25 protein-coding genes are annotated in these 25,837 nt (G+C 36.3%); 3 read left to right on the forward strand and 22 right to left on the reverse strand.

Annotated elements, in window-relative coordinates:
* Positions 1–29: 29 nt before the first annotated feature.
* The 17 genes from B8967_RS18670 to B8967_RS18750 all read right to left on the reverse strand — a co-directional run bounded on the left by B8967_RS18670 (position 30) and on the right by B8967_RS18750 (position 13,145).
* Complete coding sequence (locus B8967_RS18670; RefSeq protein ID WP_084087099.1) at positions 30–1,199, reverse strand: DUF2062 domain-containing protein; 1,170 nt, start codon at positions 1,197–1,199, stop codon at positions 30–32.
* Between the two features lie 4 nt (positions 1,200–1,203).
* Complete coding sequence (locus B8967_RS18675) at positions 1,204–1,680, reverse strand: hypothetical protein (RefSeq protein WP_047492450.1); 477 nt, start codon at positions 1,678–1,680, stop codon at positions 1,204–1,206.
* A complete protein-coding gene (locus B8967_RS18680; protein ID WP_081989131.1) occupies positions 1,677–2,057 on the reverse strand; it encodes an ApeI family dehydratase in 381 nt (126 codons plus the stop codon). The genes B8967_RS18675 and B8967_RS18680 overlap by 4 nt, the downstream gene beginning before the upstream one ends.
* A gap of 4 nt (positions 2,058–2,061) precedes the next feature.
* Positions 2,062–2,658, reverse strand: a complete 597-nt coding sequence (locus tag B8967_RS18685) for an outer membrane beta-barrel protein (protein ID WP_084087100.1) — start codon at positions 2,656–2,658, stop codon at positions 2,062–2,064.
* Positions 2,659–2,662: 4 nt separating this feature from the next.
* Complete coding sequence (locus B8967_RS18690; RefSeq protein WP_084087101.1) at positions 2,663–3,304, reverse strand: flexirubin biosynthesis protein LolB2; 642 nt, start codon at positions 3,302–3,304, stop codon at positions 2,663–2,665.
* On the reverse strand, positions 3,270–3,896 hold the full coding sequence (locus B8967_RS18695) for a flexirubin biosynthesis/transport protein LolA2 (RefSeq protein WP_047492453.1): 627 nt from the start codon (positions 3,894–3,896) through the stop codon (positions 3,270–3,272). The genes B8967_RS18690 and B8967_RS18695 overlap by 35 nt, the downstream gene beginning before the upstream one ends.
* Positions 3,889–4,644 carry a polysaccharide deacetylase family protein gene (locus B8967_RS18700; protein WP_084087103.1) on the reverse strand — a complete coding sequence of 252 codons (756 nt, stop codon included), beginning with the start codon at positions 4,642–4,644 and terminating at the stop codon, positions 3,889–3,891. The genes B8967_RS18695 and B8967_RS18700 overlap by 8 nt, the downstream gene beginning before the upstream one ends.
* A gap of 195 nt (positions 4,645–4,839) precedes the next feature.
* A complete protein-coding gene (locus B8967_RS18705; protein WP_084087105.1) occupies positions 4,840–5,901 on the reverse strand; it encodes a beta-ketoacyl synthase N-terminal-like domain-containing protein in 1,062 nt (353 codons plus the stop codon).
* Positions 5,898–7,097, reverse strand: coding sequence for a beta-ketoacyl-[acyl-carrier-protein] synthase family protein (locus B8967_RS18710; RefSeq protein ID WP_047492462.1), 1,200 nt, complete (start codon positions 7,095–7,097; stop codon positions 5,898–5,900). Before B8967_RS18710 ends, B8967_RS18705 begins: the two co-directional genes overlap by 4 nt.
* A gap of 76 nt (positions 7,098–7,173) precedes the next feature.
* On the reverse strand, positions 7,174–7,431 hold the full coding sequence (locus B8967_RS18715; protein ID WP_084087107.1) for a phosphopantetheine-binding protein: 258 nt from the start codon (positions 7,429–7,431) through the stop codon (positions 7,174–7,176).
* An 80-nt stretch (positions 7,432–7,511) separates the two neighbouring features.
* Entirely contained in the window at positions 7,512–8,051 is a 540-nt protein-coding gene (locus tag B8967_RS18720) for a beta-ketoacyl-[acyl-carrier-protein] synthase family protein (RefSeq protein WP_084087166.1), read from the reverse strand.
* A gap of 10 nt (positions 8,052–8,061) precedes the next feature.
* Positions 8,062–9,195: a beta-ketoacyl synthase N-terminal-like domain-containing protein gene (locus tag B8967_RS18725; protein WP_084087109.1), complete on the reverse strand. Its 1,134-nt coding sequence runs from the start codon at positions 9,193–9,195 to the stop codon at positions 8,062–8,064.
* Positions 9,192–9,620 carry an acyl-CoA thioesterase gene (locus B8967_RS18730; protein ID WP_084087111.1) on the reverse strand — a complete coding sequence of 143 codons (429 nt, stop codon included), beginning with the start codon at positions 9,618–9,620 and terminating at the stop codon, positions 9,192–9,194. The genes B8967_RS18725 and B8967_RS18730 overlap by 4 nt, the downstream gene beginning before the upstream one ends.
* A 53-nt stretch (positions 9,621–9,673) precedes the next feature.
* A complete protein-coding gene (locus B8967_RS18735; protein ID WP_084087113.1) occupies positions 9,674–10,942 on the reverse strand; it encodes an ABC transporter permease in 1,269 nt (422 codons plus the stop codon).
* Positions 10,929–11,687, reverse strand: coding sequence for an ABC transporter ATP-binding protein (locus tag B8967_RS18740; protein ID WP_047492478.1), 759 nt, complete (start codon positions 11,685–11,687; stop codon positions 10,929–10,931). Before B8967_RS18740 ends, B8967_RS18735 begins: the two co-directional genes overlap by 14 nt.
* 1 nt (position 11,688) lies before the next feature.
* Positions 11,689–12,684: a BtrH-related acyltransferase DarH gene (locus tag B8967_RS18745; protein ID WP_047492484.1), complete on the reverse strand. Its 996-nt coding sequence runs from the start codon at positions 12,682–12,684 to the stop codon at positions 11,689–11,691.
* Between the two features lie 56 nt (positions 12,685–12,740).
* Entirely contained in the window at positions 12,741–13,145 is a 405-nt protein-coding gene (locus B8967_RS18750; protein ID WP_084087115.1) for a flexirubin biosynthesis protein DarG, read from the reverse strand.
* 379 nt (positions 13,146–13,524) lie between these two features.
* On the opposite strand from B8967_RS18750, the gene B8967_RS18755 reads away from it, so the two are divergent.
* The gene (locus tag B8967_RS18755; protein ID WP_084087117.1) at positions 13,525–16,437 is read left to right on the forward strand and encodes a M16 family metallopeptidase; all 2,913 of its coding nucleotides are present in this window, start codon (positions 13,525–13,527) and stop codon (positions 16,435–16,437) included.
* Between the two features lie 420 nt (positions 16,438–16,857).
* Here B8967_RS18755 and B8967_RS18760 read toward each other — a convergent pair whose 3' ends face one another.
* Genes B8967_RS18760 through B8967_RS18780 form a run of 5 tightly spaced genes read right to left on the reverse strand, consistent with a single transcriptional unit; the run spans position 16,858 to position 23,489 of the window.
* Complete coding sequence (locus tag B8967_RS18760) at positions 16,858–17,301, reverse strand: hotdog family protein (protein WP_047492491.1); 444 nt, start codon at positions 17,299–17,301, stop codon at positions 16,858–16,860.
* A gap of 5 nt (positions 17,302–17,306) precedes the next feature.
* Positions 17,307–17,738, reverse strand: coding sequence for a hotdog family protein (locus B8967_RS18765; protein ID WP_084087119.1), 432 nt, complete (start codon positions 17,736–17,738; stop codon positions 17,307–17,309).
* Complete coding sequence (locus B8967_RS18770; RefSeq protein ID WP_047492497.1) at positions 17,738–18,877, reverse strand: dialkylresorcinol biosynthesis protein DarB; 1,140 nt, start codon at positions 18,875–18,877, stop codon at positions 17,738–17,740. The genes B8967_RS18765 and B8967_RS18770 overlap by 1 nt, the downstream gene beginning before the upstream one ends.
* A 1-nt stretch (position 18,878) precedes the next feature.
* A complete protein-coding gene (locus B8967_RS18775; RefSeq protein ID WP_084087121.1) occupies positions 18,879–19,793 on the reverse strand; it encodes a hypothetical protein in 915 nt (304 codons plus the stop codon).
* A 42-nt stretch (positions 19,794–19,835) separates the two neighbouring features.
* Complete coding sequence (locus B8967_RS18780) at positions 19,836–23,489, reverse strand: MMPL family transporter (protein ID WP_084087123.1); 3,654 nt, start codon at positions 23,487–23,489, stop codon at positions 19,836–19,838.
* 195 nt (positions 23,490–23,684) lie between these two features.
* Here B8967_RS18780 and B8967_RS18785 point away from each other — a divergent pair, with 195 nt between their 5' ends.
* Both B8967_RS18785 and B8967_RS18790 read left to right on the forward strand, forming a co-directional pair.
* Positions 23,685–24,695 (forward strand): hypothetical protein, encoded by a 1,011-nt coding sequence (locus tag B8967_RS18785; RefSeq protein WP_084087125.1) that lies wholly within the window; start codon positions 23,685–23,687, stop codon positions 24,693–24,695.
* A complete protein-coding gene (locus B8967_RS18790) occupies positions 24,692–25,831 on the forward strand; it encodes an EpsG family protein (RefSeq protein WP_228406254.1) in 1,140 nt (379 codons plus the stop codon). Before B8967_RS18785 ends, B8967_RS18790 begins: the two co-directional genes overlap by 4 nt.
* Positions 25,832–25,837: the final 6 nt, after the last annotated feature.

Here is a 25,837-nt window from a genome sequence, read left to right on the forward strand (position 1 = left end):
ATATTGTATTTCAGGGCTTTATTTTTTATTTAGGACTCCGGATTCAGTTTGCTCAGAAACAGGAAAGTGATTATTCCTGAGATGGCAGATAATGCTGTGCTTAAGATAAAACTCCCGATGACATATTGAAGGAGATTATTCTTGATCAGTTCAAAGTTTAAATCCTGGTTTAGGATATTGCTGTCACCCTCTACAAATGGGGCGCCCAGAAATAAAGACGCGGCAATGATTAAAGGAATAAAGGGAGGGAGGCTCACATTGGAAGCGATGAATGCAAGAACTTTATTCAATTTGAAAAGAACCGATAAGCTAATTACAAGAAGGGTCTGGAACCCCCAAAAAGGAGAAAGCCCGATGAAGACTCCAAGTGCAATGGAAAAAGCTTTTGTACGGTTGCTTCCATCGCTTTCTAAGACATCTTCCTGAATGAATCTTTTAAAACTTTTTTTTTTGAAATTATTAATGAAGTTTCGCGGAATAATGTAAATCAGGGTAATCGTCACCAGAATTGTATTCAGGATACTGATTCTTGTGAAATCCTTGAACGGTCTGAAATGGGAAACCCGCTCAGCAGGGTCATACAGAACTTTTATAGGAACATTCTTTACCGGAACATGTCTCCATGCGGTTCTTACAATGATTTCAATCTCAAATTCAAATTTGGGAGTAAAGTATTTCTTTGGAACTTTATGTAAGGGATAAAGCCTGTAACCGGATTGGGTATCTTGCAGTTTAATTCCGGTCTCAAACCAAAACCAAAAATTGGAAAAACGGTTTCCAAAACTACTTTTCTTAGGAATACCGTCCTGAGACATATTTCTGTTCCCGATGAGTAATATATCTTCTTTTTCCTGAAGTAGCGCTTCTACAAATACCGGAATATCATCCGGATAGTGCTGTCCGTCTGAGTCGATGGTGATGGCATAATGGCATCCTGATTCTTTAGCCTTTCTGAAACCTGTTTTTAATGCATTTCCCTTGCCTTTGTTCTGAGGTAAGGTGATGACAGTTAATTCAGGATATTGAGAAAGGATATTCGGTGTAGAATCGGTAGAACCGTCATTGACAATAATAATACTTCCGGTGTAGCTGAGAACGCCGTCAATTACCCTTTTCAGAGTTTTTTCATTATTGTAGGTAGGTATTAAAATGCAGATCTTCTTTTCGGAAATTGCATTTTGTACTTCAGCAAGGGACATGGTTTTATTTTAAAGTGGCTCTTTCTGCTCCGGTAATGGTTTTAGACTGCATAGCAAACCTTTTGATATAGTTTTTCAGGGCTGTATTCTGTTTGCTGTAATTATTCAGAAGGAAGGTTTTGTCTTCTTTCAGACTGCCGCGGTATCCTACTATTTTGGGAATGTTTTCCTGAACGCTTAACCTGATCAGACGCAGTTCTGCATTATTAGGATTGCTTTTGATGATGCTTTCAAGACTTGTCGCTCCAGTTTTTACCAAAGATTTTCTATTTCCTTTAGAAACTTTAGCTTCCATGATTTTAGCTGCCGCCTTATATCCTAAAGTTACCGCATCAGAGCCGGATTGCTTTTCTGCAGTATCAATAAAATTTTGGGTATTGGCATTAGATTCGTTGGCTTTAGCATAGCTGTTTCTCACCGTTTCCAGATCAGACTGGAAGAAAAAAATAAATGCCGCTAAGAAGGATAAAATAAGTTTCATGACGTCAATTTTTTATAGCTTACAGACATCTTTAATGCAATAGTCTCGCCAAAAGAAGTGATATTTTTTACTTTAACATCTTCTCCGTTTTCATCAATATCCAGCTGAAGTTTTAAATCAGGAGTTTCAAAAGGATTGATAATTGCCATGAATTTAACGTTGGATGCTGTTTTTAAAAATAATTTTGAACCCACAAATTCTTCAGTGAGTTCCTTTACAATCTGCATCATACATACTCCAGGTGTCACAGGGTTTCCCGGAAAATGTCCCTTGAAAATATCATGATCTTTGTTTAAGCTGATATCAGCAATAAAACTTCCGTTTTCTGTTTTTTCGTATGACTGTAATGTATAAAAATCTGTAAGAATGGTCTGCATGATCTTATTTTTTAAGATTAAAAGTATAATAAACTCCAGTCTGGAATGTTACATTGGTGTGATCGTTATATACATGCACAAATCCTTTTTTGATTCGGGCTTCTACTCCGATATTTTTTGTGATGTCGTATCCGGCACCGAGTAATATTCCTAAATCTACACCAATAGGGGAAGGGATGTTTTTGCTATCGGTAAGAAACTCTAAAGTGGGTCCGAAATGGATATTAAATTTATCGAAATAAAATTTATTGACAACCGCCGCGCCCACATAAGAAAGATCGACTGTTTTTGTTTCTACACCGGGGTTTTCGCTTTCAAACTTAGCGCCCTGGCGGGTATAATAAAGTTCCGGTTGAAGAGCATAGAATTTAGCGAAACGTATATTGGCCTGAAAACCGATATAAAAGTCGACTTTTGACTTTATATCAAACTTATCGGCTCCGTACTGATAGTAGCTTTGGTAATCATTGTACCAATAGTTAGTCTGGCCGTCAGAAAGGTGTGAAATATTGGCGCCCAACCTTATTCCCGGGTTGAAAGTTACCTGTGCAAAAGACAACCCTGAAAGGAGTCCAATAAATAAGAAATATAATTTTTTCATGAGGTTAATCTGATTCCGTCTCGGTTATTTGAACTAGTTTTATATTGATCCTAAAATCCTTGTGCTGCAGGTTTAGGCTGTCCGCGAAGATATGCTTTTTTGCCTCAAAAGTAAAATCGATTTTTTCTTTATTATTCCTGGTATAGATGATTTTTTTCAGCAATCCGCTTTCTTTATCGAAAAATAAATAATAGCCTTTATGATCGTTTTTTGACAGGTAAATTCTGGCGTCTTTATTCTCAAAACTTTCATGGATTGGATATTGCTTTTTCAAAAGTTCCCGAAAGTCGTTTTTTAGAAAATTGATGACCACTTTTTTGTCGAGATCCGGAAGAACATAATTTAGTTTAAAATCATCCTGTGAAATCTCAAAATCAATCAGCTTATTTCCAAAATCTGAAGTTAATGCGACACGGTGTGTCGTCTCACTCAGTTTTTTGATGATCAGAATGCCGCTTACATGATTTTTGTAAATGTCCATCTGGCACTTGTACACATAATCTTCAGGAGAAGAAAAGTAAAGATTCTCCACAGTTTTCTTGGATTCAGAAATAGGTTGTACATCCGTAAGCTGATAAGACTTACAGGAAAGAACCCCTATTGACATCAGGCTATAAACTAAACTCAGACGCAGGAATCGAAGCATTGATCTTGGTATTTTTGAAAACAATATTGGTAGTATCTCCTGAGGCTTCTGTCATATTAACCTGGGAAACCGTTGACTGGTTCTTTGGGAAATACAGTTCAATCTGTTTGATATACTTCAAAAGCTGAGATGTTTTAGGAACGAATTTCGCAATATTGTAATTTCCGCTTTTAAAATAAGTTACAGTGAATTCAGGATCACTGAACATGGTTCCATTCGAGCTTCCTACAATAAGTTTATTGATCTTTTCAAATGTTTTGCTTTTTGCATCTACAGAGGACTTTTTCCCCTGATCATTGATGAAGATCTTATTGTTTTTAAATACAATGCTGTATTGATAAGGCTTTGTATATTTCCAGCTCAACATATTCGGGGTCTGTAATGACATTTTTCCGTACGTAACGATGTTCTTATCCAAAAAGTCCATTTTTTTGGTTTGGGTGAAATCGCTTTGCAATGTTTTGATCTCTTTGGTTTCTGAGGAAACTTTGGAGACAAATGCTTTTGCTTCAGCTCCGGACATTGCCGTATTTTGAGCAAAAAAGAGACCGGATATTAATAAAAATGCTCCGAAAGCAATATTTTTAATCATTTTTCTTTGAATTTGTAATTGAGTCTATGGTAAAAGTAGCATACTTTTTATCTTCCAAAAATACTAATAAATCTACCAGTACACGGTAAGTCTTTTCCGATGTATCGTGGAGAAGGATGATACTTCCTTTTTGTAAGCCTTTTGTTATTCTTCTGTAAATTTTCTGTTCATTATCAATAACGGTATCTAAAGACCGGACATTCCACCCTATACTCTTTTTATGGGTTCTTTTAATAGCTTTTGCAATATTGGGATTGGTAACCCCGAAAGGAGGTCTGTACAACTCCGTTTTTATATTTCCGAGTTTGGATATCACGTCGTCGCATTTTTCAATTTCCTCAATCATTTTAGAAGCAGACAAAAAGCCTGTCGAGTTAGAATGAGTCAGCGTGTGATTTCCAATGGTATGACCTTCTTCAATGATTCTCTGAAAGGTTTCCGGATGTTTTTCAATCTGTTTTCCAATACAGAAAAAAGTGGCCTTTATCTGATGTTCTTTTAAGAGATCTAAAAATTGGGGCGTAAATTCCGTAGGACCATCATCGAAAGTAAGGGCAACTTCTTTAGCTCTTGTCCGCTTATGGGTGATACTGTTGACGAAATATCCCAGTTCAATATGGAAAGAACCCCAAACAACTACTGCAGAAAAAGCCAGAAAACAAGCTATATATACCCAAAAGCTTCCATGAAACGCATAAATAAAAACGTTACAGAAAAGGTAAAATAGAATGAAGAAATAGTGTTTCATCGTTCGTTGTTTTAAAATTGAACAGGGAAATGAGAACCTGTTTTACCTATATTATTGCATTGACTGTGCCATTCCGGAGGAATAGGAACTGATTAATTCAAATCATTAGTGTTTAGATTTTTTACACCTCACCTCATCCTGCTCTGAATGCTAAACAAAAGAGTATTATTATCTGTTGGTTTGTCTTTTTGTCAATTACACTCTTTCCAGTAATACCAAACTATGATCATGCCCTGCCAGATGATTATATAAAAGTATGTTTTTCACTTCACTTTTTGTATTTCCGTTGATCATCATCACTTCCGGAATCTGTTGTTCTTTAAGAATATGACAGGCTAAAAAAGTTGAAAAACCACTGGCTGTATTGAATTCTCCACTTAAATGTTTGTAATAGAGTAAAGCTGAAGCTGGAAATATATTCATAGCTTCTGTATAATATACATCAGATGTTGCAGCTCCGCTGAAACCTAGAATAACTGCATCGATATCACGGGCTGAAAGATTGTTTTTCTTTAGAAAATCCTGAATAAAATCCTGAGTTTCATTTAATTCTAATGTATTGATAATCCGAATGTCTGTAAGCTTTGCATAAGAAGTTTCAGTCTTATTTTTTCCTACTACAAAAAAACTGGCTCCTTCGCCCCAGATTACTCCATCAGTTGTGGAATGTAAATAATCTGCAGGAAGATCTTTTTCTTTTTTAATGATGTTGTGCAGGCAGTAGAGTTCCATCGTTCTGCCGGTCTGTTCATCGGTAGAGCCTACCAGGATATTTTCGGCTTCTCCATCTTTGATCTGAAGCTGAGCATCCAGTAATGAAAACTCCAGAGATGAAGAGGTATTTACATAGGTGAAATTATAAGCATGGCACTGCAGTGCTAAAGCAATTTGCCCTGAAACTGTATTATGGGTAGACTGGATAAAGAATGTAGGCGTTAAAAACTCCTCATTATTATCAATTACATTTTTCAAAAACTTTTCAGAATCCTGAGAGCAGCCCATTCCGGTTCCTACAATAATAGCATCCGGCTGTGTGATTCCTGCCTCCTGTAATGCATAATGTGAAGCAACGGAACTCATTTTTACTGTTTTAGACATTCTTCTGATCATAGCAGGAGGAATGAATTCTTTGTAATTAGGTTCTATCGCTTTTAGTATTTGTACTGAACTTTCAGGACTAAGATTCTGTAGGATGTTTTCGTTTAAAGTGTCCTGAACAGATATGCAGGATGCACTGTTGATGTAAACGGAACTCATGATTTTGAGAATATTAAGGTTGAACAGTTTCCTCCAAATCCAAATGAATTGGAAAGTACATGATTGATATCCTTCTTTTTAAGTTCAGTGACAGGTGTTAAGTCAAACTCTGCCATTTTCGTTGTAAAATTAAGATTCGGAAAAATGAGACCATTTTGCATTGCTAAGATTGAAAAAACAGCTTCGATCCCGGCAGCGGCGGCCAGAGTATGTCCTGTAAATGCTTTTGTTGAACTGAATTCAGGAACCTGGTTTTCCCCAAAAATTCTGATCATAGCAATTCCTTCTGATAAATCATTATTAGGAGTTGCGGTTCCATGAACGTTGATATAGTTAATGTCTTCTTTAGCTAATCCCGAGATCTTGAGAGCCTGCTGCATGGCCAGAAATGCGCCCTGTCCGTTTTCTGAAGAAGCTGTCTGATGATGGGCATCATTAGCATTTCCATAACCGGAAAGGTAAGCAAGAACTTTTTTATTTTCTTTTTTTACAATTTCCTCAGATTCAAGCACCAAAAAAGCGGCTGCCTCTCCTAAGTTTAATCCTTTTCTATCATTGTCAAAAGGAGTATTATAAGAATCTGTAAGAATCATCAGCGTATTGAATCCATTCAAAGTAAATTTTGAAAGAGAATCGGTACCTCCCACGATGACACGGTCTAAAACTCCGTTTTTAATCAGCTTGGCCCCCATCATAATGGCATTGGCTGCAGATGAACAGGCGGTACTGATGGTAGAAACCATGCCTTTCAATCCCAGATAACCCGCAATAGCCAATGAGGAGTTTCCGGCATCATGAGCATCAATATATTTTTGCTTTTCAGGAAAGTTTTCATAAGAGTAGAAATACTTTTCAGTGATATCCATTCCCCCTACACTGGTAGAAGAAATCAATCCGGTTCTGTATCCGTTGATCTCTGAAATTCCGGCACTTTCTATCGCTTCTTTTGCGGCAACCATTCCTAATAAAGAAGTTCTTGTTACATTATTGTCTTCATCAAGCTGAAGCTTTTGTATAAGTTCTTCATTAGATAACTTTACTTCACCTGTTTTAATCGCTCCGGCATGACGGGTTTCAAACATCTGGATATCTGAAATTCCGTGCTTCCCGGATTGTAGTGAAATAAAATTTTCCTCCACATTGTTTCCAATAGAGGAAATGATGCCCATTCCTGTTATGGCAATTTTTTGGCTCATTTTAGTAAGTACTGTAACAATGTAAGAGTTTACCAATTATTGGTACATTGTTACACCGTTAGATTGTTGTATTAGTTTATTTTGTTCTGTTGTTTTCGATAAATTGAGCCATAATATCGATAGATTGGAAAATTTCCTTTCCTTTTTTAGGATCAGCTAATTTTATTCCGTAATCTTTATCAAGAAGAACGATAAGTTCCAAAGCATCGATAGAATCAAGTCCCAATCCGCCTCCGAATAATGGATCTGTATCTTTGATTTCGTCTACAGAAACATCTTCAAGGTTAAGAACTTCAATAATTTTGTGCTTCAATTCAGTTTTTAAGTTTTCCATAATTATATCATTTATCAGTTTACCAATGTACCAGTTTACCAATAATTGTTACATTGCTACACTGTTATATTGTTACTTTTTTATAAGGTTAGCAAATATACAAAAGCTTTGTAATTTTCCTGAAACAATTCAACCCAGCCACATAATACTTTATCTGCTTTTCCGGACCGGAGGAGCTGCTCCGAATAATTGTTTAAAAAATTTTCATCAAATTCATCCAAAACAAAAAAAGCATTCTCCGTCTGCATTTTGTGTTTGATACTGATTTCACCTACACAAATATTGGGTAAGGTATAAACAAATACTGCAGGACTTGGGAAATAATTTTCCTGGGAATTAATACTTTCCTGATATTTGAAATCAGTGTCAAGACTGGATGATTTGTTGGCAAGAACCAGAGCGGTCCGGCTATGATCCCCGTCTTTCAATATCATTTCAGCAGCAAGGAAGGCCAGTTTACTTAGACTGTCCATTTTGTGGAACTTAGGATAGTTCAGCTCCAGATTTTTATAAGCTTCTTTGGCAAATTCCGGGAATGTATTGCTTTCACTTTCAAAAATAAGGTTTCCATCAACGGTTATTTTTGAATTTTCTATGGTACAGGCAGTTATTTTCTTCATCATATTCATTTTAACATTTTTCCAATACCACTGCGGCATTACATCCTCCAAATCCTGAAGCTGTTTTCAAAATATATTGAATGGTTGCAGTCTGATTTTCTTTGATAATATTCAAGGGTTGGGATATTCCCATTTCTTCAAAATTCTTAGACGGAAGTAATGTATGGTGGTGGGCACTCTCCATTGAAATAATGCTTTCCAGCAATCCGGAAGCTCCAAGACAATGTCCGTAATATCCTTTCATACTGTTTAGCGGAGCATTTTGAAGTTCCATCCTGTTGAATGCAATAGCTTCCATTTCATCATTGTACAGGGTAGCTGTTCCATGAGCCGAAATAAAATCAATATGTTCTGAAGAAACCTTTGCTTCTGCCATGGCATTTCTGATACTGGCATACAGACCGTCTCCGGTTCTTGAAGGTCCTGAAATATGATTGGCATCATTCACCGCGGAGTCTCCTGCCACTTTAAATCTGAATTTCTCAGTTTCAGAGGGAGAAGAGGTAATATATACCGCAGCTCCGGCTTCTCCGATATTGATTCCGTTCCGGTTTTTGTCATAAGGCTTGCAAGGTTCTGTGCCAATGGCCTGGAAAGAATTAAAACCTGAAATCACAAATTCTGTAATTTCATCTCCTGCGATCACAAAGGCATCCTTATATTGTCCTGCCTGAATCATATTTTTGGCAACAGCGATAGCCATTACTCCGGATACACAAGCGTTGGAAACAACAATAGGCTTGGCCTTAAACCCAAAAAAATCTGCAATTTTCTGTGCTAACACAGCAAGGTAAGCACCTTCGGGTAAAACAGTCTGATTTTTTAATAAACTCACATTTCCTTTTGTAGTGGAAAGGATAAGTGCCGTGTCTGCTGTGACAGGATGGCTCTCTATCAAAGGTTTCAAGCTTAGAAGGATCATCTTCTCCAGCCTTGTGAAACTTTGATTTTCAAAGTTTTTACTGAATTCTTCGTTCAGTTTTTCAGAATCAATCATAGAGGCGTAAACAGCTTCCTGATTTTCTGTAATTTTATGTAGTGCTACTCCTGATTTCCCTTCTAACAGTGAACTCCAGTTGGAATTTACATTAAATCCAAGGGGAGTAACGCAATTATAATCTGTAATAAAAATTTCCTTCATCATGATAATCCCATTTTATCTTTCCAGGTTTGAAAAAACTCAGGATTGTAAAGACATAAATTTCCTTCGCTGTCCAGGAATACCTGGATAGTTTCTCCACTGCAAACCAATTTATCTTCCTGGTTGAAAAGCTCATACCTGTAGATCAGCTTGGCTGAAAGCGTATTGATAAATGTAGTGACAATTCTGAAGGTTTCACCATATTTTAAAGGAAGAAAATGCTCACAGGTACTTTTTACAATAGGTGTTACAAATCCTGCTTTCTGAATATCAAGATACGTAAGACCATGCTGACGGCCAAAAGCTTCTCTGCCATCTTCAAAATAAACAATATAATGACCGTGCCAGACAATTCCCAGTGGATCCGTCTCATTGAACCGTACTCTTACTTCTTCAGTACAGGTTAATATGTTTTCTTTAGACTGCATTTTTGTTTTCTTCCTATATTTTTTTGTTTTTGTGGGGTAAGGAAACTCCTGGCTTAAACATTATGGAGTTTTCTTTCATAAAAAATGGATATGGATATGGTGACAAGGTAAAATACAAATAAAAATATTAATTCTTTAGCAATTCCCCCAATTCCGCTGTTCCTTAAGATAATGTCATAATAAGCATTCAGTCCCCAGTTCATAGGAGAGAACTTGGCTACGGTCTGCATGAATTCAGGCATTAAAAATACGGGAACCCATATTCCTCCGATAGCGGCCAACACAACAACCGAAGTGGCTCCAAAAGGTGCCGACTGCTCCTGAGTATCCGCTATGGTGCCCAGCAAAACGCCAAATCCAATGGCTGCAAGCCCTGAAAACAAGGTTACCGTAATAAGCTGAAACATTTTTCCGGAAACATCAAATGCCGGAAGATCCATATAAGGGAAAAGATATATTCCTACTGCTACCATCAGTAAAAACTGGATGATGCAAATGATAAGATAGGTAAATGTTTTTCCTAAAATATGAACGAAATAGGGAGTAGGGCTTATTCTTGCCCGTACGCTGGTTCCCTGGCTCTTTTCTTTTACCAGATTGATAGAGAGCGGAACAACGATGAAAAAGATGGCAAAAAGAGCCCATGCAGGAACATTATGCTGAACGGAATTCGGCATCACATCCATTTTTCCTTTCTTGGGTGTAATCTCTTTAAAGCTGATCAGATTTTTATTCTCACTGAGATTCTCTGTTGTTCCCAGCTGATCCTGGAATGCTTTATAAATCTTTTTATTCTCGATTTCAAAAACCATCTTGTTGACAGAATTCATAACCGAATTTTTGAACCCGGCATTGGTAGCAGGATCAAAGTATAAGTGAATTTCTTTTGTTTTTGAATCCGTTTTTTTGACTGCTGCAGTATCCGTTTCCAATCCAAATGAACTTACAATGGTCTGAACTTTTGAATCAATATTGGTATTGAGGTCTTTAGTCAGATTTTCAGGAATGACAATAGCCATCTGATACTCTCCGGAGAAGACTGCTTTCTGAGCCGATTTTTCGTTGAAATTGGTCAGTAGTTGGAATGTTTTGCTGTTTTCCAGCTCACCTTTTATACTCTTGGAAACCTCTGACTGATCATTGTCAATAAAAATAATAGGGATTTTTGAGCCTTCAAGATTTTTAAAGGTGGAATCCTGAATCAGGGTAATGGTAACAATTAAAAGCAAAGGCATCACAAAAATGATGACTATTCCTCCGATATCTCTTTTCAGGAGAAGAATTTCCTTAATAAAACTCCTCCACAGTTTATACAACAACATCTCTTAATTCTTTTCCGGTTAATGAAATGAAAACATCCTCCAGGTTTTCGGCGTGAGCAATTTGGGAAACCAGTTCTTCCGGGGTTCCTACTGCATGAATCTTTCCTTTATCAATGATGGCAATTTTCGTACAGAATTCTTCGGCCTCTGAAAGGTGATGTGAAGTATAAATGATACAAGTCCCGTTTTTATTCAGTTCCTGAAGAAAATCAATAATCACTTTTTTGGATTGAACATCAACTCCTACCGTAGGTTCATCCAAAAATAAAACTTTCGGGTTATGAAGTGTTCCTGCGATGAGGTTACAACGGCGTTTCATTCCTCCGGAAAACTGCCCTACCTGTTTATCGGCAAATTTTGAAAGGCCCATAATTTCCAGAGATTCATCAATGGTTTGGGTGAGCTGCTTATGTTTTAACCCATACAGGCTTCCGAAAAACATGAGATTTTCTCTTGCTGTCAGAGTGGGATAAAGTGCGTATTCCTGAGGAACAATACCAATGATCTGTCTGATGGTAGAGTTATCCTTCTGAGGAGATAATCCGTTGATCAGAAATTTCCCGGAAGTAGGTTTGATGAGCCCCGAGAGCATGGAGATCAAAGTGGTCTTCCCCGCTCCATTAGGTCCAAGAATTCCATAGATTTCATTTTTGCCAATATTCAAAGAGATATCATTGACAGAAAATTCATCGGAATTTTTGTATTTTTTATATAAATTTTTAACCTCAATCATATTCTCTGCCATATCAGATTGCTTTTCTCAGTTTTTTATAGAAAGCTTCTTCCAGATCTGCAATGTGAAGCATCGTTTTTGAAAGTTCGTTGTAGATATTGCTTTTTGAATTTCTGTTTTTATACACTCTGGCAATGTCTACGGCAAAGTCTCTCCAAAGGTCACCAATCGCTGTAATTTCCTGCGATAGTTCTTTCAACTGGTCATTTTTGAGGATTACTGCTGCTTCCTGAAGAAAGGCTCCATAAATAAATCTGAAACCACCTCCGCCGGTTCCTATTTCTTCCTGCATTCTGATCAGCTGCCCCAGATAATGATTGGTTACCTTCGTTCCTTTCTTTTCTGCCCATTTAGGGATACTTTTGGCTACCCATCTCATGGCTTTTACTCCAATAAGCGGTACCGGTGCCAGCATATTTTTACAGGTATCCTTAATTCCTTTTTTTATCGCTTCTTCAAGATTGATATTTTCAGGAACATAAATAGGGTAGTACATATGTCCTTTTGGGGGAAGGGCTCCCTTTGCATATCTTACTTTTTCCAGTTCGGCTTCAGAAAGTGAAGTGACATAATCCATGACAGGATCACTGATCAGGAATTTTCCGTCTTCTTTACCATATACCACAAGGTTGTGGGCATTGAAGTGGAATTTATATTCTTCAGGGAAGTAAGTAAGGTTGAAGACTCCTACCTGTAGTCCTGTAGGGATATTTTGCTCAAGATTTTTTTCCAGTGCTTTTTGAGCATCCTGAGGATTGGAGAATTTTTCTCTCTTGATTTTAATTCCCAATCTTTTGGCTGCTTTGCTGAAAATAGCACCGGGCATCGGACGATAGCTGAAGCCAGGCGCAAAATTCACCTTTAAAAAGGGAAGGTACACGAAAAATAATCCGGAACCTATTCCGAAGATCATAGGTTCACTTAGTTTCAGTCCTTTATTAAGCAATAGATTAGAAGCAACACCGTTTTCGCAATGCGCAGTCTGATGGTGTTCAAAGTTTAATTTCATTTGTAGCTTTTATCTTTTTCATTGGTTCAATGGAATTCTGCATAGACTGCTTCCATTTATTTCCCATCGAAGTTTTTTAATTCATCCACTGAAATTCCAAATGCGTCAGCATATTTTTTCAGTGCAGTTTCGCTTAGTGTTGTAAATATTCTGGGCTTAAAATGTCTTTTTACCCTCCATTGCCACATGCCTACATATGAGGCAAGTACTCCAAGATCCATTTTATTCAGTTCCATAAAATAGACGATGGGACTTACGGTATTATTGGCAACGTTTTGCTTGGCTTCCTCAATTCTTTCATAAATGAGTTCCATAGATTCATCCAAAGCAGCTTTCTTTGCATCCCAGCCTGTGCTGTTTGCCGTAGTATAATTGTTGTTTTCATCCGTTACATACAGAACTTCTGTCATATTCGCGGATTTCAGATTACTTTCGTCTTGGGGCAGGTCTTGTTTTTTCATCTAAATAATATTATTTTTTAGATTCCAGATGAAAAATGGTTCACCTGTTTTGATTTTTTTAATCAGTTGGCTAAAATAGTGAAAATACATTATATGTAAATCATATTAAATTTTGAGGAGTTATTGTCTTGAAAGATAGGGTGTATGGGTGAATAGATGGGTGTTGTTTATCAGGTTGGATCGAGTCTGTTTTTAGCCTTACTGCTTTATTAGATCTACATACCAGTATTTTATTTTTAATCGAAAATAATACCACCTTATCCAACCATAGAGTGCTATTATTTGCTTTGTAATGGATTTGCTGTAACAAGTGTATTATATAATAAGACTAATGTTTTTGAGAAATTTGATTATAAAAATTAATTATTAAATACCAACTATGAAGAAATTTTTTATTTCTGTTTCGCTTTTCTGCATGTTAAGTGCGATGGCGCAGAAATTCGAAACACAAAAGCTTACGGATGCTCAAGGGTATACCTATGAAACGGTAAAGAATGATCAGGCCGGTGTAAGAGTATATACTTTGAAAAACGGGCTGAAGGTGTATCTTGCAAAAAATGAAGATGCTCCGAGAATTCAAACCTATATTCCTGTAAGAACAGGATCCAATAATGATCCAAGTGATAATACAGGATTGGCCCACTACCTTGAACATATGGTCTTCAAAGGTACATCCAATCTTGGAACTCAGGATTGGGTAAAAGAAAAGGCTTTGCTACAGCAAATCTCTGATCTTTACGAGCAGCATAAAGCTGAAAAAGACCCTGCGAAAAAGAAAGAACTTTACAAAAAGATAGATGAGGTATCCCAGGAGGCTTCAAAATATGCTATTGCCAATGAATATGACAAGGCCATCTCTTCACTGGGAGCAACTGGTACCAATGCTCATACCTGGCTGGATGAAACTGTTTATAAAAACAATATTCCATCCAATGAACTGGAAAAATGGCTGAGAGTAGAAAAAGAGCGTTTTTCAGAATTGGTGTTGCGTCTGTTCCATACAGAACTTGAGGCTGTGTATGAAGAATACAACAGAGCTCAGGACAATGACGGACGTCTTGTGAACTATGCTTTAATGGAAGCCCTTTTCCCTAAACATCCGAACGGGCAGCAGACAACGATCGGAACTTCAGAACACCTGAAGAGCCCTTCAATGGTTGCGATTCATAAGTATTTTGATACCTACTATGTTCCTAATAATATGGCTGTAGTATTGGTGGGAGATATTGATTTTGACAAAACTATAAAATTAGTTGATCAATATTTTGGTGCTTTCAAATACAAAGATCTTCCGATGAAAAAAATGGTAACGGAAGAGCCTATGACAAAAGTGGTTTCCAGAACTGTAAAAAGCCCGTCCACCCAAAGAATGACCATGGCATGGAGAACAGATTCTTACGGAAGCCAGGAAGCCAGACTTGCAGACGTTGTTGCAGAAATCTTAAGCAACAATGGTGATGCGGGATTAATTGACCTTAATATCAATCAGAAACAAAAGACTCTTGGAGCGGGGGCTTATGAATCACCATTCAAAATGTATGGTTTGTTTGCACTGAGTGTTACTCCTAAAGAAGGACAAAGCTTTGATGAAGCTAAAAAGTTGTTGCTTGATCAGCTTGACCTTGTGAAAAAGGGACAATTCCCCGACTGGATATTCAAAGCTATTGTAAATGATAAGAAAGTTCAGCGTATGAAAGGCTGGGAAACAGCAGACGGATTAGCTACAGAGCTTTACGGTTCTTATATTAAAGGAAGAACATGGGAGCAGGAGCTGGATGAGATCAATGAGTATGAGAAGATCACAAAAGCAGATGTGGTTAAGTTTGCCAATGAGTTTTTTAAAGATAATTACGTAGTAGTTTATAAAGAAAAAGGAGTCAACGATAAGCTTGTACGGGTAGAAAACCCGGGGATTACTCCCATTAAACTGAACAGAGAAGTTCAGTCTCCTTTTCTTAAAGGTATTTTAAATACAAAAGTAGCCGAAATCAAGCCTGAGTTTATTGATTATAAGGCAGCGATTCAAACCTCGCAAGTCAAAGATAAGACGGTAAGCTTTGTGAAAAATAAGTATAATGAAATTGCTCAGGTAAGTTATGTTTTCCCTTTCGGAACGGATAATGATAAAGAACTTTCTATTGCAGGAACTGTTTTTGGTTATCTTGGTACAGATAAATATACTCCCGAGCAGTTAAAAGAAGAATTCTATAAATTAGGAATCAGCAACAGTATAAGAACTTCCAATGATCAGATGATCGTTACTCTGACCGGTCTTGAAAGCAATATGAAGAAAGGAGTAGAGCTGATGAATCATTGGATGACGAATGTAAAAGCAGATAAAGCAATATACAGTCAGACTGTGAAAACGATCCTGGAGGCAAGAGCTGTAGGAAAGAAAGATAAAGGGAGAATCATGGCTGCTCTTTCGAATTATGCCAAGTATGGTAAGGATTCAAGAATGACGGATATTGTTTCCAAAGATCGTCTTGAGGGTATAGATGTTACAGAGCTGATGAAAAAAATTAAAACGCTGAATCAGTATCCTTATCAGATATTCCTTTACGGGCAGGATCAGACAGGTCTGGAGAAAGCGGTGAAGCCGTATGTCGTTAATACAAGTCTTCAGCCTGCAAAAGCTAAAGAATATACGGAACCAGCTACAACAGGAAAGGTGTATTTCACCAATTACGATATGGTTCAGATGGAGATGGCTAAAGTAGCAAAAGGAAGTACGGTAAACCTTAGCAACTTTGGAAAATCAAATGTCTTTAATGAATACTTCGGAAGAGGTCTTTCTTCAATTGTTTTCCAGGAGATCAGAGAAAGTAAATCTTTAGCCTATTCAGCCTATGTTTCTTATGGTAATGCATCAGAAAAAGGACATGCAAATTATATTACCAATTATATCGGAACACAGTCTAATAAGCTTCCTTTGGCTGTAAGTGCAATGAACGATCTGATGGCAGAATTGCCACAAATCCCGGCACAGTTTGATAATGCAAGAGGTTCTGCCCTGAAGCAGATTGCTTCTAACAGAGTAAACAGAACGAATATCTTCTTTAGCCAGCTTGCGCTGAAAAAATTAGGTATTGATTATGATATCAGAAAAGATACTTATGCAGAAATCCAGGGGCTGACACTGCCTCAGCTTACAGGATTCTACAATACAGAAGTGAAACCTGTACAGTATAATACAGCGATCATCGGTAAGAAGGAGAACCTGAATATGGAATCGATCAACAAAATGGGTGAATTCCAGGAAGTGTCTCTTGAGGAGATCTTTGGGTACTAATCTTTTTGGATTGATATAATAAAAAAGTGAGGCAGGAATGTCTCACTTTTTTATTGTTCATATGAGCTTGTTTGTGATGATGCCGGTTTCACGGATTTATATAATGTTTCACGTGAAATACATCAGTGTGATATTTTTTTTATCAAAGCATGGGTTGGTTTTCTTACGATGTAATTGTTTGGATAATATTGTTTTATGGTTTTGTTCTGGAGAAGATGTTATCTTTTTAACTCTGTATTTTTCAGATTTTATTGGCAATTTTATTACGTTGTAAACAAAATATATTACCAGTTGAGCGGTTGAAATCGGAATCTGAACGGAGACCTGGCAGGCTATGAAAGGAAATAAGCATTTTACTACTGTAAAAAACAAAAGCTGTACGTTGCGGTACAGCTTTTTGTTTTTATTTTGAATTGATTATTACGATTTGACCTCCTGAATAAAAAGGCTGATATCAGCTCTGATTAATAATTCATCATGATTGAAAGTTTCACAGAAGATATGGCAAATATTTTCAAACTGAGAAACAAGCGAGGCTCTTGAAATAATTTTATCCCCTACTTTTGGAAGGGCAAAAACCTCAATTTTTTTGATATTGGTAATAAAGCCGATCACTTTTGTATCTGCTTCAGGGTTTTCGAAAAAACTCTGTCCAAGGATGGAAGAACAGGTTTGCGCCAGATTTTCAATAAGCCCGGCTTCAACGAATTCATTGTTATGAACAAAGATATTCTCTTCTTTTATTTCAAAGGAAGTCACAACTTTTTCTTTGGTTAATTCCAAGATATGATCAGCCATCAACATCGGTTCACGATGAGGCAGAAAGTTGTGTATATTGATCATTTGGTCTTCCCTGATTTCCATTAGACTTATTTTACAGCAGTTTTCATTTGAGATTTTGCTATCACATCACCATTTAATCTGGTAACGATATCTACAAGTGTTACTCCCATTACTTCATTAAGAATGGTAACTTCTGAGATAAGACGATCTCCGGTTTTAGGCAGTACCTCCGCTTCAAAGGATTTTATAGCTCCAATATATCCTGTAGGAGCTTCTTTCCCTAGCAGGAAATATTTATAACCTGTGTGTAATGCAACACTTTGTGCCTGATGTTCTATCATACCTGAAGCCTGAAAAACTCCGTTCTGAACAAAGATGTTGTCTTCTTTTATTTCAAATCCGGAAATCAGATGGTTTTCAGAGTATTCTGTAAGCTCATGTACCATTACAAAAGGGAATCTTTGTGGAATAAGGCTTTCTACAAAATCTTTGTCGGATGTTGGCAGTCTGTTCTCCATTAGCAAACAGTTAATAAGGCACAAGAATAGGCAAATCTTCCACTTTCAGGAACGCAAAGAAGTACTTTCTCTCCTTTTTTCAGTTTGCCGGAATTCATGATTTCTTCCAAGGCAATGAAAATAGAACCTGCTCCAATATTTCCGACATCGGAAAGGTTGTAGAACCATTTTTCCCAAGGGAAATCCATTCCTTTTTTCGCAAACTCATCTTTTAAGCCTTCTTTAAAATAACCTGAAGAAATATGGGCCAAAACATGGTCTATTTTTTCAGGATCTAAATTATGTTTGTCAAAAGAAGATCTTAAACTTTCTGCTCCTTTTACCAGAATATATTTATCCAGGATTTTAGTATCTTGTTTCAATGCAAAGATAGATTGCTTTAACCACTCGTCAGATGAATAATCTGCCCATGATTTTAAACTTCCGTCTTCCTGTTTTTCGCATCCTGCATACATACATGCTTCAATTTCATGAGCGTAGGAGTAGAAGTCGATGAAATCTATTTTTAAAGAGATCTGATTTTCTCTGGGTTTATTTTCTAACAGGAAAGAACCTGCCCCATCAGAAAGCATCCATCTTAGGAACTCTCTTTTGAATGCGATGATAGGTCTTTCTTCCAATAATTTTAAATTTTCAGCTTCATGGTTGAATTTATCAGCAGTCATCCATGCAGACATTCTCTCAGAACCCGCACATACAGCACTTTGGTGTACACCGGCTTTTACAGAAAGGAATCCGTAGTTAAGGGCATTCATCCCGGAATTACAAAGACCTGTAGCGGTATTAATCTCAATAGATTTTCCGATATTCAGCTCGCCATGAACCATAGAAGCGTGTGAAGGCTGCATTTGGTCCGGAGAAGTAGTTCCCACAGATAATAATTTCATATCTTCCTTTTTGAAATTTTCATCAAAAAGCCCTTCGATTGCCTTTGCTGTAATCTGCGCATTGGAGTGCGTAGGATTCCCTTCTTTATCTAAAGCGTAATATCTTGTTGTGATTTTGTTATTTCTTAAAATAAGTGTTCTTGCTTTAGAAGGCGCATCATTGATCAGACCGAGATAGGTCTCCATTTCATCATTCGATACCGGCTCATTGGGTAAGTATGTTGATGCTTTTGTTATAAATACGTCGTACATTCTATTTTAAATTAATTCCTTGTAAATATCTTTTTTGCTTTTGTCTTTTAAACCAAAATATAGGGGTTGTAAGCAGGTGTAAGACCAAAACGATTGGTGAGATAATCCATATCGCTGCCATCAAATATACCTTAAAGAATTTTATCAGCAATGGGCGTTTCTCTTTTTTCTTTATAATCAGATTAGACCATACGGTGAAAATTTTATTTCCTACCTTTTCTACCCGTACCAGAAACGGACGGATTTCAATGGCCCCGTTTTTTACCAGATCCGGTTGTAAATTCACCAGATCATTATCTTTAAAGTGATTTTTGATGATCTCTCCATATTTTACAGACCCTGTAATCTCTTCTTCAGAAATGCCGGCTGCGGGAAGAATTCCCGACTTTTCTTTCTGGCCTGTTGTCAGCCATCGTAAGATAGTCAGTACACTGGTATAATTATCATGTCTGTCTACCAGGGCTATATTTCCAACGAGTTTTGCTTTTAAGTCTTTTAAATAGACCTTAAGTTTCTCCTGGGAAAGCATCCACATATTTCTTGTTCCGGAAATGGTCACCACAGGGGTATCCCTAAGAATCTTCTCTGCATACCCACTTTTAAGGAATGAAATAATAGGAATAGAAGGCGTTAAATACCATACCTGATATCCGAATAAGATGAGGTCGTATTTTGTATTCAGAACTTCTTCCGATGGAGGGAGTATTTCTTTAGGGATCTGAAGATAAGACTCCGGAAAGGTATTGAAAAAAACATCACCTGGCCAGGGGAAAGGAAAATCTTCCTTCAGCTTAATATTATAATAGGTAATATGATATTCTTCCTTCTGAGCTTCAAAAGGCCTGGCAATATTTCTCACAATATCCTCCAGTTGGCCGGTTTGTGAATAATATATTACAAGTATGTTTTTTTTCATTACTATTTTTTAACGTTTACAAAAATATGTTTTTCATATTTATTATTCAGCTTTAAATACTTTTAATGAGTCAGAGCTGAATTTTAATGTATAATTTTCGTTTTTAAATGAGGTATTATTTATATTAACAAAAATGATAATCTCCGGAAGGACCTGGATGTTATTCAGTGAAAATCCTTCATCAGAAATAAGCAGTACATCCATCTTTTTATTAACTTCCGCAAGATCTTGTATATAGTGAAGCTTCCTGTTTTTCACCAGATAAGATTGGGCGGCAACTTCTCTTTTTTCCTTGTTTTTAATGAATGAGAAGACTTTTCTGCTTGCCTGATAAAGTACCAGTAAAGCATCTTTTTGCCCAAAATCATTTGCTATATGCAGAATGTTGGCATCTTTAGAAATGTGGTTGTTGAGTTCAAAATAAACAGATTTATAGGTGTTGAAATCTTTTTTTACCTCTTGTACTACATCGGTGTCTTTATATAAGTAGCTTAGGAGTAATTTCTTTTTAAAATAATTCTCATCTTCAAGTTCTTCTCTAAGCTTGGCAAATTCGTTCCTGAAGTAAGCATTGATCTTTTTTGTTCTTTCAGAATAGGTAGTTCCGAAGCTTGTATCGTCTTTGCTAATTCTGTTTCCTACCTTTACAGTAATGCTTCCGTCATAAATAATGAAATCTCCTTTCGGTAGTACCTCAGAATTTCCGTGAATATAAAGGGGTAGGATATCTAAGCCAAACTGTTCGGCAAGATAGAAGGCTCCTTTGTGGAATCTTTTGACATCATGGGTATAAGAACGTTCTGCTTCAGGAAAAACGACAAGAGAATACCCCTGATTAACCTTTTCTTTCAGTTTTTCCATTCCATTTTCAATACCCTGGGAAACGGGATAGAAGCCTAATGCTTTTACCAGCTTTCCAAATACAGGAGATTCATATACCCAATCATTGACCAGGTAAATAATTTTGTGAGTAGCCATAGCAATAGCCAGGGTATCTAAAAAAGAAGTGTGATTGGCAATGATCACTGCCGGTTTACTGAAATCTTCAGAGGTATTTCTGATGACTTTTTTCCTGACAAAAGGATTTGAATAAAGCACCGATGTTAAAAACCGGGCTAAGATCAGTTTTATAATATCTAAGGTTTTCCCCTTAGCATTTTTTACGAAAAAACTTCCGAAAGCTGAAAATAACAGTCCTCCCAATCCATAATATAAAAATGATAAAAATGAATTAAGGAATAATCTGAATGTAATTGGAGAAAGTCCCTTTTTGGTTCTGTTGGTAATTAAGAGCCTGAACCAGAACGGATATAACGTGGAGGTAATGATAATCACAGAGAACATCCCGATTAAAGCAACCAATGCTAAAGAATGTAATGCCGGATGTTTGGCAAAAATCAGGGATCCAATAGAAAGTATCGTAGTGAACACAGCCAGAATAATTGATGTTCTGTAAGTTGGAAGTTCATTTTTCCCTGTAGTATGCTCTTTTTGCATAGCCTGTGTGAGGAAGATACTAAAATCATCACCTACCCCGAAGACCAGGGTACATACCACTGTACTGAATATATTGAGTTCCAGACCTAGAAAATAAAGGATTCCAGCAGTAACAATTCCAGTTAAAACAATCGGAAACATGGTAAGAACGGTCAGTTCAAAATTTCTGAAGAAAACAATAATGGTTAAAACGATCGCTAAAAGAGAATAGTTGATTAAAGTACTGAAGTCCCTTTTTAACAGACCAAGAAAATTTTCGTTCATTTGCTGACGGTCAATGGCGAGAGCATCGTGTTTCTTTTCAATATCTTTAATGAAAGCATCTCTTTTGTTTTCGTCTACCTTTACAACATTTGAGACAGTGTAAAAACCGTTTTCGTTGCTTAAGAATTCTGAAATCTGTAATGCTTTTACACTTTCATAGTCTTTCAATCTTAAAACCGAATATTTTTTATGTAAAACCTTATTGAAATTATCAAAAGCTGAACTGTTGAATCCAAATTTGTTTCCATTGCTGATCAGTTCAGAAATGGTGTTGTTCTTTTTAGCAGTATCCCAGAAACGTTCCCATTCGGCCAATTTCTTTTGTTGATCTTTTTCAGAAAGGACAATGTTACCAATTGAATTGTAGCTTAAAATTTTCCCTTCTTTCTTCTCTTTTTCAAGGAATTGATTCAACTTTGAATTTCTGGCCAATGCTTCTTCTTCGGAGTTTCCGTATGAGATTGTGTAGATCGACTTTGAAGTGATATCAGAAAGCTTTTGAAGTTTCGCTTCACTTATTTTCAGTTCTTTCGGGATATAATTCAAATCACCGATATCTTCATTGAAGCCTACATGTCTGAAGCCAAATAAACAGGCCAGAATAATTAAAGAACAGCCAATAATTAAGGGCTTGTTTTTTTCATATGGATATGAACCAATTCGGTCTATAAAATTTGTATTGTGTTTTTCCGATGTTTTTTTAGGCTTATAAAGCTGAGGTACGATGATCAATGCACTGACGGAAGATAAAATAACGGTGATGGCAGCAAAAAGCCCCAAATCTTTTAATGCTTCAGAGCGTACAAAAACCAGACATAAAAAAGAAACAGCAGTGGTTGCACTACTAAGAATAATGGGTTGTGTAATCTCTTTATATAGCTCCTCAATATTATTATTGTGTTTATAATGAGTGAGGATATGCAGGGCATAATCAATGGTAATACCAATAAGAATAGCGCCTACACTTAATGAAATGGCTGAGATTTTATCCTTGATAAAATATAATATTAATAAAGCGAGTAGCACAGAAAATACTGTAGGTAGAAAAACAATAATAGGGGTAAAGACATTTCTGAAATAATAGATCAGCAGGACCAGAAGTACCGTCATTGAAATGATGACCGTATTCTGAATATCTTTTTTGATTTGCTGGGCATTGGCCACTGCAATAACCGGAGATCCGAAATAACTGATTTCAGTTTTGCCTTTGAACTGTTTATTAATATCTTCCCTTATCGTATTGAGTTGATTCACAAAAACTTCGTTGCCTTTGGTGTCATTGCTTTTATTCCTGGGATCAATAAACAGTAAGAGGTTCTTACCATCTTTGGTAACGATATAGCTGTCTTCAAGTTTGAAATCTTTACTGATGTTTAAAGCATTCAGTTTTTTGATCCCCAAAAAAGTAAGTCCCAAAGGATCTTTTTTGATAAATTCTTTGGTAACAAGACTTGTAGGAGAAACCAATGATATATAATTGTTCTCCACCTGCCGGGCAATACTGTCTTTCTGAAGTTTTTGTCCTATTTCCTTATAATCATTCTCATTCAGAAACAGAGGGAGGTTCTGATTGACAAAATCAAATGTTTCCGAAATTTCATTGTCATTTACTTTGCCCTGAACCGAACCAATGTATTTTTGTAAAGGTTCAATTTTCTGTAAAAAGGTATCTGCTGTTTCAGAAAGCTGAAAGCTGTCTTCACCGGATTTATTTTCTATAATAACAATAATCTTATCTGAAAAGTTAAGTTGCTTAAGAACTTTTGCCGTAAGATCAGATTTTTCATTTTTAGGAATAATCTGATTGATGTCTTCTTCAAAGTTGATTTTTGAAGCGAAAAAAATACACAAAGCCGCGATTCCTAATGCACTCAATACAGCAATAGTTTTGTTTTTAGAAATCAGATAATATAAAAATATGAAAAAACGATGCATTACAATTAAAAGTCAAGTCTGCAAATTTAAATTTTTAAGTATTAGTTCAAAATAATTGAGGGATAAGTTTTGTCTGAAAATCAATAAAATATTCTAGGCAGAATGAAAAAATATTCTACTTTTGCAAAAGTTCCCCTTTAATGAAATGTATTTTAAACCACAATTATTATTAAAAAATAAGAATCTGTTTTAGATATGTTGGAAAAAAATGATGAAAAAATAAACGGATTTCTATTTGTGATAGTACTTCCGCTTCTGCTGTTTGCCATGTCTTATTATGGGTTTGAATCTTCCTATACAAGGTTGAAAACATCAGAAAAAACTCCGGAATTTTTATTTTCCTCTGTATATGCTTATAGGGTGATTCCTAATTATCTCAGTGTACAGATGACGGATGTGATGTATTATCTGATCAATGGACCTTTTTCCTTCTTTAAAGATTTTCTGTCTAAGAATGGAACACCATTTTATCATGGCCTTTTTCTGATGAACAGTTTTTTCTTTATCCTCTGTTCGGTTCTTATTAATAAAATGCTTCAGTTTAAAACGTTGTTTTCTGATGTTAATCAAAGAAGGGTCATTCATTTACTTTCAGTTTTTTTCATTGTTATCACTCAATATGCACCTACAAATTGTGATACTATTGCCTTATTTTGTTACTTATCAGGTGTTTTTCTTACGTTGAAATATCTGCATACACAGCAAAAGGGGTATTATGGAGGTTTAGTCGTCCTGATCATTATTTCCACCTTTGTAAGGGAAACGGCATGTCTTAATATTGCTTTTTTTGCGGCGGTTTTCTTTAATGTGAAAGACGTCCAGGAAAAAAATTACCAATTTGTATGGATAATAATTCCATTGGTTGTTGCTTTTCTGGTTCCCTATCTCGGATTAAGAAAATTTATTACAACAGAAGAAACAACCTTTGTAGAAGGTTTTTATATAGACAGAAACTTTTCAAGTCCGTTTAATCTGGCGGGATTGGTTTTTGCAGTCATCGTTCTTTATTTTATATATAGGCTTTGTACCGTTAGAGAAAACAGGTTTGTATTTGGCAAATATCTTTTCTTTTCACTGCCTTATCTTATTATGATTACCTTAGTCGGATTGTTTTGGGAAGTGAGACTCTTTCTTCCTTTGATTCTGACCGGGATTATCATAACATTTCACCAGTTTAAAAAAACAGCAGAGATTCAGTTAGTATGAGTTTATTACATCCATATTATATTATTGCAATTATATATATGCTGTTCTTCAGTGTTCAGGAGGTATATGGTAAAAAAGTAGATAAAAAATGGTTTTGGTTCCTGGGTATTTATCTGATTATCATTGCCGGGCTTCGTGATAATGTAGGGCCGGATTATGGTAGTTATCGGGGGATTTATATTTATTCCGATACGAAAAGCTATTACAGTATCTTTATGAAGATGCTCCATTTGAAAGGGCCGGATACCCTGGATGTAGAATGGCTCTATACATTGATTAATAAGATATTGCTGAATGTATTTAATGCCCCTTTTTATATTGTTACCTTTGTTATAGCCATTTTTGCAATAAGCTTTAAGATAGAGTATACAGAAGACAATACTTTTTACCCCTTTACCTTTACCCTGTTTATGTTTATTCCAAACTTCTTCATTGGAGAAAGTGGGCAGATAAGACAAAACCTGGGTACCTTTATCGTCTATTTTGCAATACGCTATATCAAAGAAAGAAAACTGTGGCATTACCTGTTCTTTATATTTTTAGGATCGGGAATTCATAGTGTATGTTATCTGTTTTTACCCATGTATTGGCTGGCCCGGGTTCCTCTGAACAAGACCGTTATGCTGATTATGATCATAGGTTCCGTCTTTCTGTCGCCCTTTGAAATCTATAGGGTCTTTGGAGATTTTTTGAATGGAATGACGGAAGAAAGTACATTGGTAGAAGGGTTTAACGGATATATGGATGAGACTGTACAAAGATTGAATGGGGGTATTGGTATTCCGGAAGCAATGATGGCAATTCTTACCTTTTTCCTCTTTGTTTTTGATACCAAGATGAAAGAGCTGTATCCTTACTACGAATACCACCGGAATTATGCCGTGGTAGGAATCTGCTTCTACTTTATTTTCAGGAACAATCCTATATTCTCATCCCGTCTTGCGGGAGCATTTATCGGGTTTTCATATATTATAATTCCTAATGCAATGTATGTGGTCTCGGCCAGGGTTAAAAATATGATCTATGCATTTATCATTGCTTTGGTAGTATTCAATTTTATTGTTTTTGCATCCTTTAATAATATAAAAGCGGGAAGGTTCTCCATAGATTTATATAAGAACCATATTCTTCCTTAGAAAATA

The sequence above is a fragment of the Chryseobacterium sp. YR221 genome, from assembly GCF_900176315.1.
In the GTDB taxonomy this organism is placed as follows: Bacteria; Bacteroidota; Bacteroidia; order Flavobacteriales; family Weeksellaceae; genus Chryseobacterium; species Chryseobacterium rhizosphaerae.